Consider the following 16,419-nt stretch of genomic DNA (forward strand, 5'->3'; position numbering starts at 1 on the left):
TCGGTTCACGAAACAGATGTTTGGCATTTCGCCTTTTGCACGCATCGGCCTTGCCATTGCCCTGACGATCCTGACGCCTCCAGGCGCCAGCGCTCAGGATGCCTTCAAGGAATTCAAACAGCTTGAATCGACGTCGAAGATGCCGAAGCTCGATGCCTTCATCGCGCCCGGCACGGCGCCTGAGGGGGTCAAGCTGCGCGATGTGCCAATGGAAGCCAAGCTGACGGCGGACGGCACGCCAGTCGAAGAAGGCCTATCCTGGTATGTCTTCAGCCCGATTGCCGGAACCGACGGCAAGCTGCCGCTGATTGCCAGCGCCAAGGGCGGACCCGCCGCCTTCCAGCTCGCTCCCGGCGATTATTTCGTCAACGTCTCCTTCGGCCGCGCCGGCGTCACCAAGAAACTGACCGTGCCCGCCGACGGCGCGGTCGACAAGCAGGTGATGGTGCTCGATGCCGGCGGCCTGCTGCTCAATGCCGTCTCCGGCACCGATGCCCGCATCCGCCCCGACCAGCTGAGTTTTTCGATCTATTCCTCGGAAGTGCGCGAGGACGGCGAGCGCGGGCTTGTGGTTGCCGATGTCTCGCCGAACACCGTCGTCCGCCTCAATGCCGGCACCTATCATATCGTTTCCGAATATGGCAGCGTCAACGCCGTCATCCGCGCCGACATCCAGGTCGAAGCCGGCAAGCTGACCGAAGCGACGATCCAGCATCGCGCCGCGCAGGTCACCTTCAAGCTGGTCTCCGATGCCGGCGGCGAGGCGATCGCCGATACGGCATGGTCGATCCTGACGGCGGCCGGCGACAGCGTCGGCGAAAGCGTCAGCGCCTTCCCGACCATGGTTCTCGCCGAAGGCGGATATTCCGCCGTCGCCCGCAACAAGGACAAGATCTACCAGCGCGATTTCACGGTCGTCGCCGGCAGGAATACCGATGTCGAGGTTCTGATGAAGGACCAGCAGCCGCAGCCGCCGGTGAACGACGCGGCCCGCACTGTGCAGCAAGTGCCTGTGGGAACGCCGCCACCGCCAGGCGTCCAGCCGGCTCCGGTGGCGCCGCTCCCCTCCTACGAACAGCTCGCGCCGCAAGGCGGCGACGATACCAGCCTCGATTGATTTACCGCGAGCGGTTTCGCCTTAGCCGAGACGTTTGGAGGGAGCGCTTCGGCGGCGCCATCGAGAAGACGGCCTCATAGAGACGGGCCAGCAGACCCTTGCGGTCGCCGCCGCTGCTCAGCGCCTCCCAGGTCAGCACCTTGCCGACATGCGCCGTGATCGTGCTGCCGGAAAGCCTGCGGAACTCGCCGATCAGCAGCGACAGGCGCAGCGTCATCGATGCCAGGCTCGCCAGATGGAACAGCCGGCCGTTCTGACCCTCGAAATAGATCGGCAGCACGCTGGCATGCGCCGCCTGGATGAGTTTTGCCGGAAACATCTTCCACGGCAGGTCCTCGGCGCGGCCGAAGCCTCGCCTCGCGGTCGCAACGCCGCCCGCAGGAAAAACGACGATGGTGGTACCTTCCTTGAGCAGCCGCACCGCTTCGTTCCGGCTCTTCATGTTCATCGCCATTGCCTGCCTGGTTTCCTCGAAGGAAATCGGCAGCGAATAGGACGCCATCTCGGGTATTTTCAAAAGGTCGTTGTGGATCAGCACCTTGAAGGGACGGCCGAACTGTTCGGCAAGCGCCAGCACGGCAATGCCGTCGCCGATGCCGAAGGGGTGGTTGGCGACGATGACGATCGGCTCGGCGGGAACGGGGTCGAGCGGCCAGTTGCCTTTGACCTCGACCGCGACGTCGATGAGATCGAGCGTCCTGGCGAACACCCGGTCACTCCTCCCGATGATGTCGCTGCGCCAGATGTCGTAGAGCCTGACATAGTGATCGCGGCCCGAAAGCCCCTCGATCGAGCGGATCAGCCAGCGTTTCAGCCGCGGATCTCGGTCATTGGCATAGGACAATTCTTTGAAACGCACGCCGGCCTCGGGATCACCCGCTCCCCGTTTGTGGCGACAATATTGCGGTTTTATATCAGATTTCCGACAGCGCCGATGGCGCTGCCGGAAAGAGACGTTTTATCGAGGCGTTTTCAGGCCGCCCTGGCTTTCTTTGCTTCGGCCTTGCGGCGGACGTCTGGTGGCGTCGCTTCCAAGGCAAGGCTTTCGACGGCGGCGTCGAGCCCCATCGAAACCTGGTCCTGGCTGCCGAGGCGGCGGATGTTGACCGTGCGCTCCTCGGCTTCCTTCCTGCCACAGACGATGATGACGGGCACCTTGGTGACCGAGTGTTCGCGGACCTTGTAGTTGATCTTCTCGTTGCGGAAATCGGTCTCGACGTTGAGACCGGCCTCGCGCAGCGCCTCGGCCACTTCAAACCCGTAGGCGTCGGCTTCCGAGGTGATCGTCGCGACCACCACCTGCAGCGGTGATACCCAGAGCGGCAGATGGCCGGCGAAGTTTTCGATCAGGATGCCGAGGAAGCGTTCCATCGAGCCGCAGATGGCGCGATGGATCATCACCGGCTGCGTCTTTTCGGAGTTGCTGTCGATATAGAAGGCGCCGAAACGTTCCGGCAGGTTGAAATCGACCTGCGTCGTCCCGCACTGCCATTCGCGGCCGATCGCATCCTTCAGCGTATATTCGAACTTCGGCCCGTAGAAGGCGCCCTCGCCCGGCAGGATGCCGGTCTTGATGCGGCCCTCGGACTGAGCCTCGATCGTATTCAGCACGTCGGTCATGACCGCTTCCGCGCGATCCCAGAGGGCATCGGACCCGACGCGCTTTTCCGGCCGGGTCGAAAGCTTGACGACGATTTCCTTGAAGCCGAAATCTTCATAGACCGACAGAATGAGATCGTTGATCTTCAGGCATTCGGCGGCCATCTGCTCGTCCGTGCAGAAAATGTGCGCGTCGTCCTGCGTGAAGCCGCGCACGCGCATCAGCCCGTGCAGCGCGCCCGATGGCTCGTAGCGATGCACCAGGCCGAATTCGGCGAGGCGGATCGGCAATTCGCGATAGGACTTCAGCCCGTGCTTGAAGATCTGCACGTGGCCGGGGCAGTTCATCGGCTTCAGCGCAAAGACGCGGTTATCCGCTTCCTTGTCTTCCGGATGCGTCATCGCATGCGCCGATTTCACGGCGAACATGTTTTCCTGATACCAGCCCCAGTGCCCCGAAGTTTCCCACAGCGCGGTGTCGAGCACCTGCGGCGCGTTGACTTCTTCGTAATCGACCGCGAGCCGGCGACGCATATAGGAGACGAGCGCCTGGAAGATGCGCCAGCCCTTGCCATGCCAGAAAACGACACCCGGGCCCTCTTCCTGGAAATGGAACAGATCCATTTCGCGGCCGAGCTTGCGGTGGTCGCGCTTTTCGGCTTCCGCCAGCATGTGCAGATAGTTGTCGAGATCAGCCTGGTCAGCCCATGCCGTGCCGTAGATGCGTGACAGCATGGCGTTGTTGCTGTCGCCGCGCCAATAGGCGCCGGCAACCTTCATCAGCTTGAAGGCCGTGCCGACCTGGCCGGTGGAGGCCATGTGCGGACCGCGGCAAAGGTCGAACCAATCGCCCTGATTGTAGATCTTCAGATCCTGCCCTGCCGGGATCGCATCGACAAGTTCTACCTTGTAGTTTTCGCCCTTGGCCGCAAAGACTTCCTTGGCCTTTTCGCGCGACCAGATCTGCTTGGTGAAGGGCGCATTGCGAGCAATGATCTCCTTCATCTTCTTTTCGATCTTCGGCAGATCATCGGGCGTAAAGGGCTCGTTCTTGGCGAAGTCGTAATAGAAACCGTTTTCGATGACCGGGCCGATCGTCACCTGCGTGCCGGGCCAAAGTTCCTGCACGGCTTCAGCCATCACGTGTGCGGCGTCATGCCGGATAAGCTCCAGCGCACGGCCGTCCTTGCGGGTGATGATCTCGATCTTGCCGTCGGCGACGGTATCGGAAAGGTCTTGCACTGTGCCATCGATCGCAATGGCGACGGCGCTCTTGGCGAGCGACTTGGAAATGGATTCGGCGACATCCCTGCCGGTTGCGCCAGCCGGAAAGCTGCGCACGGAACCATCGGGAAATGTCAGGGAAATGGCTTCAGACATCGAAATTCTCCTTGTCCAGTCCCGCCAACGAATGCGGGTGGTTGAAACGGAAGCGCCTCCGCTCTTTGGAAGCGCTGCCGCCTGATACTCAGATTTGCCGCGGGAGTAAAGAAGCAGCCGGCCTACATGATCATTTGGGCAAGGCCGCAGACCGTGTTCCAGTTGCGCATCGTGCCGATGCCTATCCGCTTGGTCGTCAGCGCCGAAAGCAGCTTGGACTGGCTCGGCTTGCCGGCGAAATCGATCCAGAGATCGCCGCCGACGACAGCGATGCGCTGTCCCTCCGTCATCAGCGCTTTCAGCGCCTCCACCTTCTCCGGATCGACCGGCAGACGCATCACCCGGACGATGACTTGGTCGCCGTTGCCGTCCCTGAAGGGATTGGTGCCGCAAAGCGCCATCCAGGTGCAGTCGCTACGCACGATGATATCGACATGTTTGCCGAATTTCTCTTCGAACCCCTCTTCCAGCGCGACCTCGAGTTCGTGCGGCCGCATATCATCGGCCTCGAAGACGAGATTCCCCGTGGAAACCAGCGTGCGCGGTTCGCGATAGCCAAGATCTTTGGCAAGCGCGCGCAGATCTTCCATAATGACGCGGCGGTCGGGCGTCAGCACAATGCTGTGCAGGAGGGCAATGAAGGTGCTCATGGCGCTCACGCTCTCTTTCGTCCGAGGGAGAGATAGCGCCACGGCGTCCACCAGCGGAAGTCTTCGCCGAGTATCTCCGGAACCTGGTCGAGGCCGCTGGTGCCGCCCGGGCCGCAGCGGCCGACGCGAAACAGCGTCATCCAGCCGCCGGCCCACAATCCGTGGCGGGCGATCGACTCGTAGCCATATTCGGAGCAGGTCGGGATATGGCGGCAGGAATTGCCGATAAAGCCGGAAAGCGTCAACTGGTAGAGGCGGATGAACCCCATGCCGAGCAGGCGGTCGGGAGTTTTTCGGAACGGACCGGCATAATTGCGCGAAGCGCGTGCGACCTTTTCACGCGGCTTATCGGGTCCGGCGGCACCACCGTCCTCCTCATCGCTGGCCTGCAGGGCGCAGAACTCGCACATCTCAGTTACGCCTCGATAACCTCAGCCCGTTTCGCCTCGATCTGGCCGATCGCATCGACGACGGCATCGAAGGTCAGCATCGTCGAGGCATGGCGGGCCTTGTAGTCCCGCACCGGCAGCAAATAGCGCATGTCTTCGAACCGTCCCTCGGGCCCTGCTCCATCCGCCTTCAACATGGCGAGCATGTCCTGGCGTGCCTGGCGCAATTCGCCCGATGTGGCGCCGACGACATGGCGTGCCATGATCGAGGACGAGGCCTGGCCGAGCGCGCAGGCCTTCACGTCATGAGCAAAACCGGTAACAGTATCGCCCTCCATCTTCAGCCAGATCCGCACCTTCGAGCCGCAAAGCTTCGAATAGGCCTGGGCGCTCGCATCGGCATCCGCCAAGGTGCCGGTCAATGGAATATTGCCGGCGAATTCGAGGATCTTGCTGTTGTAGATATCGTCCATGTTGGATTTCCGCTCCAAAATCGCTGCGGACCGGCCTCAATAAGGGCTGTTATTGTTATTGAAACAAAAAACACACCGTGTCATCTGAGGATACTTACATACGATGGCCGTCTTCCTATATGTATGTCGTTCGAAGGCCATTAAAATGCAATGGCCTCGTGTAAGTTTGATTGGGAAACCGTGCCGGAGGGGTGTTGAATGCGCCTCGAAAGCCCCGGAGCCTGCCAAAGGTGCATGAATTCCCGCATGGGATTGACCAGTGGCGATTCCGACAGATCGGTCCGCGGTGCGGACCAGGAGACCATTGTTCATGGACGCCATCGTAAAGAACTTTCCGCAGACGAACCGCGACTCCGATCGCCCCTCCCAGCAGGAGGCGGAGGAAGCCGTTCGTGTCCTGCTGCGCTGGGCCGGTGAGAACCCGACGCGCGAAGGCCTGATCGAAACGCCGGCGCGTGTCGTCAAATCCTACCGCGAGCTTTTTGCCGGTTACGACATGGCGCCGGAAGACGTGCTCGGCCGCACCTTCGAAGAGGTCGCCGGCTACGACGACATGGTTCTCGTCAAGGACATACCGTTCTTCTCGCATTGCGAACATCACATGGTGCCGATCATCGGCAAGGCTCACGTCGCCTACATGCCGGACGGGCGTGTGCTCGGCCTGTCGAAGATTGCCCGCGTCGTCGAGATCTATGGCCGCCGTCTGCAGACCCAGGAAACAATGACCGCGCAGATCGCCCGGGCGATCGACGATACGCTTAACCCGCGCGGAGTCGCGGTGATGATCGAGGCCGAACATATGTGCATGGCGATGCGCGGCGTTCAGAAGCAGGGCTCGACCACGTTGACGACCACCTTTACCGGAACGTTCAAGACCGAGCCGGCCGATCAGGCCCGTTTCATGACCATGGTGCGGAGCCGCTGATACCGGCTCCCTCAGGAGGGCCGCGATGAGCCAATTGATCTTCAGTCAACCATCCGAGGACAAGTCGGCGTTGGAAGACGCCGGCGATTTCACGCCGCGTTTCGACGACCGTGGCTTGATCACCGCGATCGTCACCGACGCCGGCGACGGCGAGCTGCTGATGGTGGCGCACATGAATGCCCATGCGCTGGCGCTGACCATCCAGACCGGCACGGCCCATTATTTCAGCCGTTCGCGCGGCAAGATCTGGAAGAAGGGCGAGACCTCGGGCAATCTCCAGACGGTGAAGGAAATTCGCACCGATTGCGATCAGGACGCCATATGGCTGAAGGTCGAGGTCGCCGGCCATGACGCCACCTGTCACACCGGCCGCCGCTCCTGCTTCTATCGAACGATCACGCTTCGGGATGGAAAGCCCATGCTTGATATCGTCGACGACGAGCGTCATTTCGATCCGCAGGACGTTTACGGAAAATAGGCCCGGAAAATAGCCTGGGAAAATGGAGCCGGAATTTCCCGGCATCTGCTCCTTATTGCGCCAGAAGTCGCCTCTATATACCATTTGGAAACTGATCGGGCACACTATCGGAAACCATGTGTTCTGCTGGGAGGGGAGAGCGCCATGCTGAGCTGGAATTTGCATCGTCAAAGCTCTGAAGGCGAAGGTTCCGGTTCCGGCATGTCGACCACTCTCGAGACGATCCCGCCTCCCTCACCCATCAAGAGAATCAAGATCGCGCTGGCGCTCGGCGGTGGAGCGGCCCGCGGCTGGGCCCATATCGGCGTGCTGCGTGCGCTGGACGAGGCAAAAATCGAGATCGGCATGATTGCCGGCACCTCGATCGGCGCGCTGGTCGGCGGCTGCTATCTCGCCGGCAAACTCGATGAGCTCGAAAGTTTCGCCCGCTCGCTGACCATGCGCCGGATCGCCAGTCTCCTCGATCTCACCATCGGCGGCAGCGGCCTGTTCGGCGGCATGCGGCTGACCAAGCGCATGCAGGAACATCTCGAAGGCCTGAACGTCGAGGATCTCGACCGGCCCTTCGTCGCCGTCGCCGCCGAGGTCAATACCGGCCACGAGGTCTGGATCGCCAATGGTTCGCTGATCACGGCGCTGCGCGCCTCCTATGCCCTGCCCGGCATTTTCGAGCCGGTGCGCAGCAATCACCGCACGCTGGTCGACGGCGCACTGGTCAATCCCGTCCCCGTCTCCGTCTGCCGCGCCTACGAGCAGCCGCTCGTCGTCGCCGTCAATCTCAATTACGATCTCTATGGCCGCTCGGCCGTTGTCCGGCACAATGCCAGCCTCTCGCCGCAGGAAGTGCAAAAACAGGAAGAGGCGCCCTATGCCCGTCTCGGCATGACCGGCGTCATGGTGCAGGCTTTCAATATCATCCAGGACAGGATCGCCCGCGCCCGCCTTGCCGGCGACCCGCCGGATATTTCGCTGCAGCCGCGTCTGAGTTATATCGGCCTTTCCGAGTTCCATCGGGCCGGCGAAGCGATCGAACGCGGCTACGAGGAAGCCAGAGCCAGGCTCCCCGAAATCAAGCGCATGCAGGAAGTCTACGCCAGCTCCCCCTGATCGACATCATCCGCAAGCCCGTAGCCGTTTCGCGGGCTACGGCATCCCTCGAAAGAGGGCCAAAACCTCAGCCGGCGATATAGGCCTTGATTTCCTCGGCCTCGCGCTCGACTTCGGCGATGCGCGATTTCACCACGTCGCCGATCGAGATGATGCCGACAAGCTTGCCGTTGTGTTCCACCGGCACGTGGCGGAAACGGCGGCTGGTCATCAGTTCCATCAGTTCGTTGACGGTCGTCTCCTCATGGCAGCGGTAGACCTTCGCGGTCATGACCTGGGCCAGCGTCTGGTCGAGGCCGTCCTTGCCATGTTTGGCGATGGCATGCACGAGATCGCGCTCGGTGAACATGCCCGAAATCCGGTTTTCCATGCCGACGACAACGATAGCGCCGATCCTCTTCTTGCTGAGGATGACCGCCGCTTCGGCGACGGTGGTGTTCGGCCCGGCGGTGAAAACGTCCCTGCCCTTCAGGTCGAGAATTGCTTTGACTGAACTGGTCATTCGAACCTCCTATGTCCGTGATCCACTTGTCACAGGCATCCGCGGCGGTTTCTCCCCCCATCGCGGATAGGTCGATGGTGCACTGACAGGCTCAGGATTGCAACATATCCTTCTCAGTATCGGCGGCTTCCGTCACAGGCGGGCGCGGCGCCCGGTCGAACAGCGAAAACAACAGGAAACCGAAGACAAAACCGCCGATATGGGCGTCCCAGGCAATGGGTTGGTCGCTGTCGCCGACAAGCGGGATGCCGACGGCGATCAGGGCGTTGCCGACCAGCCAGAGCAGCATGAAGATGACGACGGTGCGGCTCTGCAGCGCCTCGGCGATGGACAGCCGGGCATTGAGATGCGCAGGCAGCATCGGCCGCCGTTCGGCCGGAAAGGCGAATCGGCACGCAGCCCCCATCAGCCCGGAGATGACGCCCGACGCGCCGATCAAAAGCGTCACATCCCCCCAGTTCAGCACCGCGTGCAGGGCCGCGGAAGCGACGGCCGAGAAAAGCCAGAAGAGCACAAAACGCAGCGTCCCGATGCGGCGTACCACCGGCGCGCCGAAGGCCATCAGCCAGAAGCCGTTGAAGACGATATGCTGGACGCTGCCATGCAGGAGTGAATAGGTGACGGGCGTCCAGAACAGCTCCGGCCCCTGCTGCGACAGCGGAATCACATAGCGGGCGGGCACGAAGCCGAAGGTGAAGAACAGCCAGCTCAGCGCATCGTCGGAGAGCACGAGCTCCTGCACCGCATAGATGACCACAAGCAGACAAAGGCTGAAGAACAGCGCCGGTGGAAGGTTGAAGACCGGCACGCGCGGCGGCTTTGCCGACGGCTGGACCTCGGGAGGTTCGGGCGCCTTGTGCGGCTCGGCCGTCTGCTCATTCATTTCAGTATCGCCTCGTTGAGGCCACAGCCATACAGGAGCACCTGTCAAAAAAAAAGCCGTCCGAAGTGCCGGACGGCATACCGGTGTTCAAGGAAAGACCTCGGCCCGGGCAGGTTGTGCTGAACTTCGAAAGTCGAAGCGATGGCCGGACAGTGCCACGGCAGGCACCGCATCTCAACCGAAACCCTTTCTTAACCTTAACCGCCGCGACTTGGCATGAAATCCGCAAGGTAGAGCCTGTAGGGGCAATGACTGCCCGAAAATGATCCGGAATGGGACAGGTTGGTGAAAAATGCGTGTGCAAACGACCATCGAAATTTTTGACTACTGGAACCGTATCCGCGGCGCAGCCGATGCGCCGCTGAAAGCGCAGGTCGAACCCTCCGCTGTCCCCCATCTGCTCCAGAGTCTGTTCATTCTCGAGACCCGCGAGGAAGGTGACATCGCCTTCCGGCTCGCCGGCACCCGCATCTGCGATCTGTTCGGCCGGGACCTGCGCGGCGCACGCTTCTCCTCACTCTGGGCAAACGGCCAGCACGCCGACATCGAACGCACCGCGATGGGCGTCATGGACCATGTCCTGCCGGCCCTGTTCAACGCCACCGGCTACAGCACCGTCGGCCATCAGGCTTCCTTCGAGATCATCATGATGCCGCTCCGCTCGCCGGGCGGCGCCTGCGACCGGCTGCTCGGCGCAATCGCACCGACGGCGGCCGCGAGCTGGCTGGAGATCGTGCCGCTCGAATTCCTGGCTCTCGACCGCAGCCGTCTGCTGCCCGGAAAATTCGGCAACGCCGAAGCCGCCGAGCTGCGCCCCATCAACGAAATCGTCGCCGCCAAAAGCGCCGGTTTCGGGCAGGTCATGCGCCGCATGGTGTCGCAGTTGCTGACGAGTGCGGAGGCGCGCTGACAGTCCCGTTTCGGGACATCGGACATACTCGTTTTCGGCTATATGAGAATGAGGCAAAACAACCTTCTGTTAATGGATTGCGGGTAATGATCGGTCTCTCAGATTTCATAAAGAAGCCTTTTGATGCACTCGTTCCAGCCAGCTCAGACGCAAAGACCTGCGCCGCGCCCTGAACAGGGCGTTTTTCAGCGTGTGCCCATCAATATGCAGGGCCGGCTGATGCTTGCCAGTTACGAGGAATTTGAATGCATGGTGATCGACATGTCGCCTGGCGACATGTACGTCACCTGCCTTGGCCGGCCACGCACCAACGAACGTGTCGTTGCCTATATCGACCATCTCGGCCGCGTCGAAGGTTATGTCCAGACGCTTGATGGCCGCGGCTTCACCATGTCGATCAACGCCACCGAGCGGAAGCGGGAGAAGCTCGCCGCCCAGCTCACCTGGCTTGCCAACAAACATGAACTCGGCCTGCCGGAAGATCGTCGCCATGACCGTCTGACGCCACGCGATACGAATACCGAACTGACGCTCGAGGACGGCACGCGTTATACCTGCCGGATCATGGACCTTTCGCTATCGGGCGCCGCCGTCGACGTCGAGATGCGCCCCTCGATTGGAACCGCGGTGCGGCTCGGCAACATGCGCGGCCGCGTCGTACGCCATTTCGTCGAAGGTGTGGCGATCGAATTCCTCTCGATCCAGTCCCGCGAGACGCTACGCGAATTCCTCTGAGACAGTTGATTGCGTGACGGTGCTGCCAATGCGCTTGCCGGGCGCGCACCCGGTCAGGTCCTGTTGACAAGCTTGAGTTTCACGGCAAGACATCTGCCAGCGGCAATGAATTAGGCTTCGGAAAGCCGGAGCGAAATCCTGTCGCAAGTCGTTCCTACCATTCAGCTATAGATAATATGAGTAGAACAACCTGCGACAGGCAGAACGATGTCGGCTCTCTATCCGGAAATCGAACCCTATGATCATGGCCTGCTCGACACGGGTGACGGCAACCTGATCTATTGGGAGGCCTGCGGCACTCCGGCCGGCTGGCCGGCGCTGGTGCTGCATGGCGGGCCGGGCTCCGGCTGTTCGACGACGGCGCGGCGCCATTTCGATCCGGACGCCTATCGAATCATTCTGTTCGATCAGCGCAATTGCGGCCGCAGTCTGCCGAGCGCTGCCGATCCCGAAACCGATCTCTCCCTCAACACCACCTGGCATCTCGTCGCCGATATCGAACGGCTGCGGGTCTTCTTCGGCATCGACACCTGGCTGGTTTTCGGCAACTCCTGGGGATCGACGCTGGCGCTCACGTATGCCGAAACCCATCCGCAGCGCGTCGCCGCGATCGTCATATCAGGCGTGACCACCACAAGGCGCTCGGAAATCGACTGGCTCTATCGCGGCATGGCGCCGCTTTTCCCGGAAGAATGGCACCGTTTCCGCCGGGCGGCGTGCTGCCAGGAGCAAGACCTGGACATGGTTGCCACCTATCATCATCTCCTCAATCATCCCGACTCAGAGACGCGCCTGAAGGCGGCGCGCGACTGGCATGACTGGGAAGCGGCTTCCATCCTGCTCGCCGATCCCAAAGGCCTGCCGCGCCGCTGGGCCGATCCGGCTTATTTGCTGACGCGCGCCCGCATCATCACCCACTATTTTGCCAATGGCGCCTGGCTGGAGGACGGCCAGCTTTTGAACAATGCCGACCGGCTGGCAGGCATTCCGGCGATCCTGCTGCAGGGGCGGTTCGATATCGAGGCGCCGCTGGTCACTGCCTGGGAACTGGCCCGCGCCTGGCCGCAAAGCGAGCTGCAGATTCTTCCGCATGCTGCCCATTCCACCGCAAATCCCAATATGAGCGCCGCGATCGTCGCCGCCACCGATCGATTTCGCCATCTCCATCAAAAATAATTTTGCCGCCCAAATCCGGAATCCGAGCGACAGCCAGCTTTCGAGCGCGTCGAATCCGCCGATTCCAGCGGCATTGCCGGCCCGCTCCGCGCCGCCGGACCGCAAACGGCCCTTACCCGGCTCAACGAAAATCCTTAACGCCAGGACGGCAGTGCAGGCTTTTCGCGGGTCAAAGCCTTGTTGCGGGAATTACAATTTTAATCGATTTCGAGACAAATACGCGTCGAATTTTATGCGCATTCGAGATTGTTTTTAGTCAAGTTTTCCAGGCATTTGAATCAACTAAGCCTTTAATTCTATTGCGTAATTTTCCGTGAGATAAAAACGTCCGTGTCATTGTCGCCTCAACTTACGGGGAGACGGCAATGACAATTGCAAACATCTGGAAAGGCGGCCTTCTGGCCGGTGCCCTCATGATGGCAATGGCGGGTTCGGGACAAGCGATGCCCGCCAGCATGGCCCTGGCAGGCAATGCAAGCCCGCCGATCGGGCACTATGAATTCTGCAAGGCGAATCCGACGGAATGTGCCTTTGCCGGCGGCGATGCCGGGCCGGCCATCCTCACCGAGGATCGCTGGAAGGAAATTCTCAAGGTCAACTACACCGTCAATTCGACGATCCAGCCGGAGACCGATGAACAGATTTACGGCGTCGAAGAACGCTGGGCCTATCCCACGACGGTCGGCGACTGTGAGGATTATGCCCTGCTGAAGCGCAAGATGCTGATCGAAGACGGCTTCTCGCCATCCGACACGCTGATCACCGTCGTGCTGCAGCCGAACGGCGAAGGCCATGCCGTGCTGACTGTTCGTACCGATCACGGCGACTTCATTCTCGACAACATGCGCAACAAGGTGCTGCTGTGGTCGGATACCGAATACACCTACCTGAAGCGTCAGTCCGCCGACAATCCGGCCCGCTGGTCGAAGCTCCAGGACGGGCGCGCTGTCGCGGTCGGTAGCGTCAAGTAAGAACAGCCTGCCGGCTCATGCCGGTTGCAGCCTGCGGCCCGGTCAGTCCCCGCATCCCGTCCCCGACCGGCGCCCAAGAGCCGTTCCCGCTGTCCCGGGAACGGCTCGCTCTTTTTTTGGGACAGGCTTTTGTCCCCGGGCGCGCCCCACGCCCCTGCAATCTTAGTGAATTATTAACCGTGCCGGTCCGATCATGCCGATCAGACTCATCATCGGCACCGGCGGCTCATGTTCATCCTGCGGCGGACCGAAACACGAAGCACCGCCATGAGCCATGCCGCGCACAGCGCACCCGACGAGCAGCCGCTTATTTCCATGGGGTTTCTCCTCCGCACGATGGCGGTGATCGCCGTTCTGGCGGTGCTGACCGTCGCCATCAGCATCGGCGGCCGTTGGTTCGGCCGGCATATCTCGCTTGCCGGCAACACCGACAGCACGGCCGATATCACGCTGGCCATCGGCCGCGACACCGTGAAATTCCCCGAGAATGCCATCCGCTTCCCGAGTCAGAGGCATGATGGTGCGGCCGAACGTGTCGATCTCTACCTCGCCTGGCCGGAGATGCAGGGCTACGGCAAGAAAAACCACATTCGATTCGACGATATCGGCCAATCCTCCGGCCTGATCTTCCTGCAGCTGACCCAGAGCACCATGTCGCGCGATATGTCCGGGCGGCTGGAGCCGATCTATTCGCACCTGCTCGAAGGACCGGCAGAGCCCTTCCGCGACGGCCTGACGCTGCACCGTCTTCGCGCCGACGCGGGTTACGGCGACGAGGTGCTGCTGACGGCGCCCGTCAAGGGCGGGCCGGATTACGTCGTGCGCTGCATCCTGCCTTCAGCCCCGGACAAGGCGGCGAGCGGGGATTGTCAGCGCGATATCAAAGTCGGCAGGGATCTCAGCGTCCTCTACCGCTTTTCAAGCAGCCATCTTAACGACTGGGAACATATTGATGCCGCTATCCGCATCTTTGTGGAGGCGCGCCTTATGAACCGTTCTGCGACAAGTCCCTAAAATGCTCCCCGGACAGCGAAATAAACGATTCATCATAAACGGATTGGTAACGCCCAATCGGTAAATTCAAAAGACGGGCTGTACTGCGGGAGGCGTGCCGTCCCGACGCCGAAATCCGAATGCCAAATATCTGAAATGCAAGCGAAGAGTGGAATAGTGTCAAGGTCAGTCTCCTCCGTATCATCGTCCCGATCCGGCAGCTTTTTTGCAAAGCTCATGGCGATCCTTTCGGTGGCCCTCACGGTCGTCCTGGTCGATTCGGTCAGTGCCGAAGCGGAAGCGGCGAATTCGAAATATGCGGGCATCGTCGTCGACGCCAAGACCGGCAACGTTCTCTACAGCGAGAATGCCGACCGGCTGCAATATCCGGCCTCGCTGACCAAGATGATGACCATCTACATGACCTTCGAGGCGCTGGAGCAGGGTCGCATCCGTCTCGATACGCCGGTTCCCTTCTCCGCCCATGCGGCAGCTCAGGCGCCGACCAAGCTTGGCGTTCGCGCCGGCGGCACGATCACCGTCGAGCAGGGCATTCTCGGCCTCGTCACCCTGTCGGCCAATGATGCCGCAACCGCGCTTGGCGAAATGCTCGGCGGCGGCAGCGAAGATCGTTTCGCCCAGCTGATGACCGCCAAGGCGCATGCGCTCGGCATGACCCGCACCACCTATCGCAACGCCAACGGCCTGCCGAATACGGCGCAGATGACGACGGCGCGCGATCAGGCCCGTCTCGGCATCGCCCTTCGCCAGCATTTTCCGCAATATTACGGCTATTTCTCCACCCGCGCCTTCAAGTTCGGCACCCGCACGATCCGCAGCCACAATCGCCTCGTCGGTTCTGTGCGCGGCGTCGACGGCATCAAGACCGGATATACCCGCGCTGCCGGCTTCAATCTGGTGAGTTCGGTACAGGTGGACGGCAAGTCGATCGTCGGCGTCGTGCTCGGCGGCGCCTCGACGCCTGCCCGCGACGCCCAGATGCGTAATCTGATCGCCACCTATCTGCCGAAGGCATCGAGCCGCGGCGGATCGTCGGCACTGATCGCTGAGGCAGCCCCTGCCCCGGCGATGATCGTCACACCGGCTCCGGTCATGCCGCAGAAGGCCCAGCCGCAGGTGGCAAAGACGATCACCGCGGCGCAGCCGCCGGTTTCGGCAGCCGCTGCCGATCTCAGCCTGCCGCATAAAGGCCCGCTGCCGGATGCCCGTTATCAGGTCGCCGAGACCGAAGTCGCCTATACCGAAACCGCTCAGCCGAAATCCGACAATCCGCTGGTCGCCCAGCCGATGCCGGCGCCGACCAAGGTCAAGACCACGACCTTCAAGCAGCAGGCATCGCTCACCGCGCCGAAGCCGGCACCCGCTTCCGTACAGCCGGAACAGGCTGATACGGCGGTCGACAACGTCACCACCGCTTCGACCACCCCAACCTCGGCCGGCGCCGCTTCAAGCAACAATGGCCCGACCGGCTGGGTCGTGCAGGTCGGCGTTTCGCCGAGCCGGCAGATGGCCATGGATCTTCTGGAGAGCGCCAAGAGCAAGGGCGGCAAGGCACTGGCCTCGGCAAAGCCTTTCGCCGTCGCCTATGCCGCCGGCGGTGACCAGCTTTACCGCGCCCGCTTCGGCGGTTTCGACGACCAGCGCGATGCGGTCAATGCCTGCAAGGCCTTGAAGAAGGCCGGTATCAAGTGCTGGGCGGCTGCCCAATGAGCTATTCGGTGCTGCCTGCAACATGGCCGGCGGCATCGGTAACGGCCGGAATCGGTGTTTGCGTTTCCGGCCATCGTTCTTGAACTCGATCAGTATGGCGTACGGGGAAAACAATGGCGATCAATGAGAATGTTCCGGGAATGCCTTCAGACCGCCGCATGGCGGCCAAGGGGCGTTCATCGCTGCATCCGTTGCACGAGGCGGCGATGCGGCTGGCCGAGATCGGCCTGCAGCGGCCGAAGGCGAAGTCTCCGAAGACCCGCGACCTCATCAATCTGCTGCTTTGCCACGGCGCCCGCGCCTGGCGCTATTCCCAGCCCGAAGCCCGCATCCATCTGCATGTGACCTCGCCTGATGGCAGCGCGCCGGTGCAACTGCGCCTGCGCTAAAGTTTGGTGCT

18 protein-coding genes are annotated in these 16,419 nt (G+C 61.6%); 11 read left to right on the top strand and 7 right to left on the bottom strand.

Features of this window, described 5'->3' with window-relative positions; translation table 11 throughout:
* Positions 1–16 precede the first annotated feature (16 nt).
* Complete coding sequence (locus tag FHX14_RS10560) at positions 17–1,117, top strand: hypothetical protein (RefSeq protein WP_012557743.1); 1,101 nt, start codon at positions 17–19, stop codon at positions 1,115–1,117.
* Position 1,118: 1 nt separating this feature from the next.
* Here the strand turns inward: FHX14_RS10560 and FHX14_RS10565 are convergent, their stop codons facing one another.
* The 5 genes from FHX14_RS10565 to FHX14_RS10585 form a co-directional block, all read right to left on the bottom strand.
* Positions 1,119–1,976 carry a lysophospholipid acyltransferase family protein gene (locus tag FHX14_RS10565; RefSeq protein WP_184377070.1) on the bottom strand — a complete coding sequence of 286 codons (858 nt, stop codon included), beginning with the start codon at positions 1,974–1,976 and terminating at the stop codon, positions 1,119–1,121.
* A 113-nt stretch (positions 1,977–2,089) separates the two neighbouring features.
* Positions 2,090–4,096 (bottom strand): threonine--tRNA ligase, encoded by a 2,007-nt coding sequence (gene thrS / locus FHX14_RS10570; protein WP_184377071.1) that lies wholly within the window; start codon positions 4,094–4,096, stop codon positions 2,090–2,092.
* Between the two features lie 122 nt (positions 4,097–4,218).
* Entirely contained in the window at positions 4,219–4,746 is a 528-nt protein-coding gene (locus FHX14_RS10575) for a DUF1697 domain-containing protein (protein WP_183690550.1), read from the bottom strand.
* Positions 4,747–4,751: 5 nt separating this feature from the next.
* On the bottom strand, positions 4,752–5,156 hold the full coding sequence (gene yidD, locus FHX14_RS10580) for a membrane protein insertion efficiency factor YidD (protein ID WP_184377072.1): 405 nt from the start codon (positions 5,154–5,156) through the stop codon (positions 4,752–4,754).
* A 5-nt stretch (positions 5,157–5,161) separates the two neighbouring features.
* Complete coding sequence (locus FHX14_RS10585) at positions 5,162–5,608, bottom strand: iron-sulfur cluster assembly scaffold protein (protein ID WP_184377073.1); 447 nt, start codon at positions 5,606–5,608, stop codon at positions 5,162–5,164.
* Between the two features lie 310 nt (positions 5,609–5,918).
* On the opposite strand from FHX14_RS10585, the gene folE reads away from it, so the two are divergent.
* From folE to FHX14_RS10600, 3 genes are all read left to right on the top strand, one after another.
* Positions 5,919–6,533, top strand: a complete 615-nt coding sequence (gene folE, locus FHX14_RS10590; protein WP_003586337.1) for a GTP cyclohydrolase I FolE — start codon at positions 5,919–5,921, stop codon at positions 6,531–6,533.
* Positions 6,534–6,558: 25 nt separating this feature from the next.
* Positions 6,559–7,011: a phosphoribosyl-AMP cyclohydrolase gene (gene hisI, locus FHX14_RS10595; RefSeq protein ID WP_003586336.1), complete on the top strand. Its 453-nt coding sequence runs from the start codon at positions 6,559–6,561 to the stop codon at positions 7,009–7,011.
* Between the two features lie 144 nt (positions 7,012–7,155).
* Positions 7,156–8,118: a patatin-like phospholipase family protein gene (locus FHX14_RS10600; protein ID WP_184377074.1), complete on the top strand. Its 963-nt coding sequence runs from the start codon at positions 7,156–7,158 to the stop codon at positions 8,116–8,118.
* A 67-nt stretch (positions 8,119–8,185) separates the two neighbouring features.
* Here the strand turns inward: FHX14_RS10600 and FHX14_RS10605 are convergent, their stop codons facing one another.
* On the bottom strand, positions 8,186–8,620 hold the full coding sequence (locus FHX14_RS10605) for a CBS domain-containing protein (RefSeq protein WP_003586334.1): 435 nt from the start codon (positions 8,618–8,620) through the stop codon (positions 8,186–8,188).
* 91 nt (positions 8,621–8,711) lie between these two features.
* The gene (locus FHX14_RS10610; RefSeq protein ID WP_184377075.1) at positions 8,712–9,503 is read right to left on the bottom strand and encodes a rhomboid family intramembrane serine protease; all 792 of its coding nucleotides are present in this window, start codon (positions 9,501–9,503) and stop codon (positions 8,712–8,714) included.
* Between the two features lie 292 nt (positions 9,504–9,795).
* On the opposite strand from FHX14_RS10610, the gene FHX14_RS10615 reads away from it, so the two are divergent.
* The 7 genes from FHX14_RS10615 (at position 9,796) to FHX14_RS10645 (ending at position 16,408) form a co-directional block, all read left to right on the top strand.
* Positions 9,796–10,413, top strand: a complete 618-nt coding sequence (locus tag FHX14_RS10615; protein WP_003586330.1) for a PAS domain-containing protein — start codon at positions 9,796–9,798, stop codon at positions 10,411–10,413.
* 123 nt (positions 10,414–10,536) lie between these two features.
* The gene (locus tag FHX14_RS10620) at positions 10,537–11,148 is read left to right on the top strand and encodes a PilZ domain-containing protein (RefSeq protein ID WP_003586329.1); all 612 of its coding nucleotides are present in this window, start codon (positions 10,537–10,539) and stop codon (positions 11,146–11,148) included.
* A 207-nt stretch (positions 11,149–11,355) separates the two neighbouring features.
* Complete coding sequence (gene pip / locus FHX14_RS10625) at positions 11,356–12,324, top strand: prolyl aminopeptidase (protein WP_184377076.1); 969 nt, start codon at positions 11,356–11,358, stop codon at positions 12,322–12,324.
* A 365-nt stretch (positions 12,325–12,689) separates the two neighbouring features.
* The gene (locus tag FHX14_RS10630) at positions 12,690–13,295 is read left to right on the top strand and encodes a transglutaminase-like cysteine peptidase (RefSeq protein ID WP_184377077.1); all 606 of its coding nucleotides are present in this window, start codon (positions 12,690–12,692) and stop codon (positions 13,293–13,295) included.
* 228 nt (positions 13,296–13,523) lie between these two features.
* Positions 13,524–14,309, top strand: coding sequence for a hypothetical protein (locus tag FHX14_RS10635; protein ID WP_003586324.1), 786 nt, complete (start codon positions 13,524–13,526; stop codon positions 14,307–14,309).
* A 135-nt stretch (positions 14,310–14,444) separates the two neighbouring features.
* A complete protein-coding gene (locus FHX14_RS10640) occupies positions 14,445–16,019 on the top strand; it encodes an SPOR domain-containing protein (protein ID WP_184377078.1) in 1,575 nt (524 codons plus the stop codon).
* Positions 16,020–16,132: 113 nt separating this feature from the next.
* Entirely contained in the window at positions 16,133–16,408 is a 276-nt protein-coding gene (locus tag FHX14_RS10645; RefSeq protein ID WP_003586322.1) for a hypothetical protein, read from the top strand.
* Positions 16,409–16,419: the final 11 nt, after the last annotated feature.

Source organism: Rhizobium sp. BK619 (genome assembly GCF_014195245.1).
Lineage (GTDB): Bacteria > Pseudomonadota > Alphaproteobacteria > Rhizobiales > Rhizobiaceae > Rhizobium > Rhizobium acidisoli.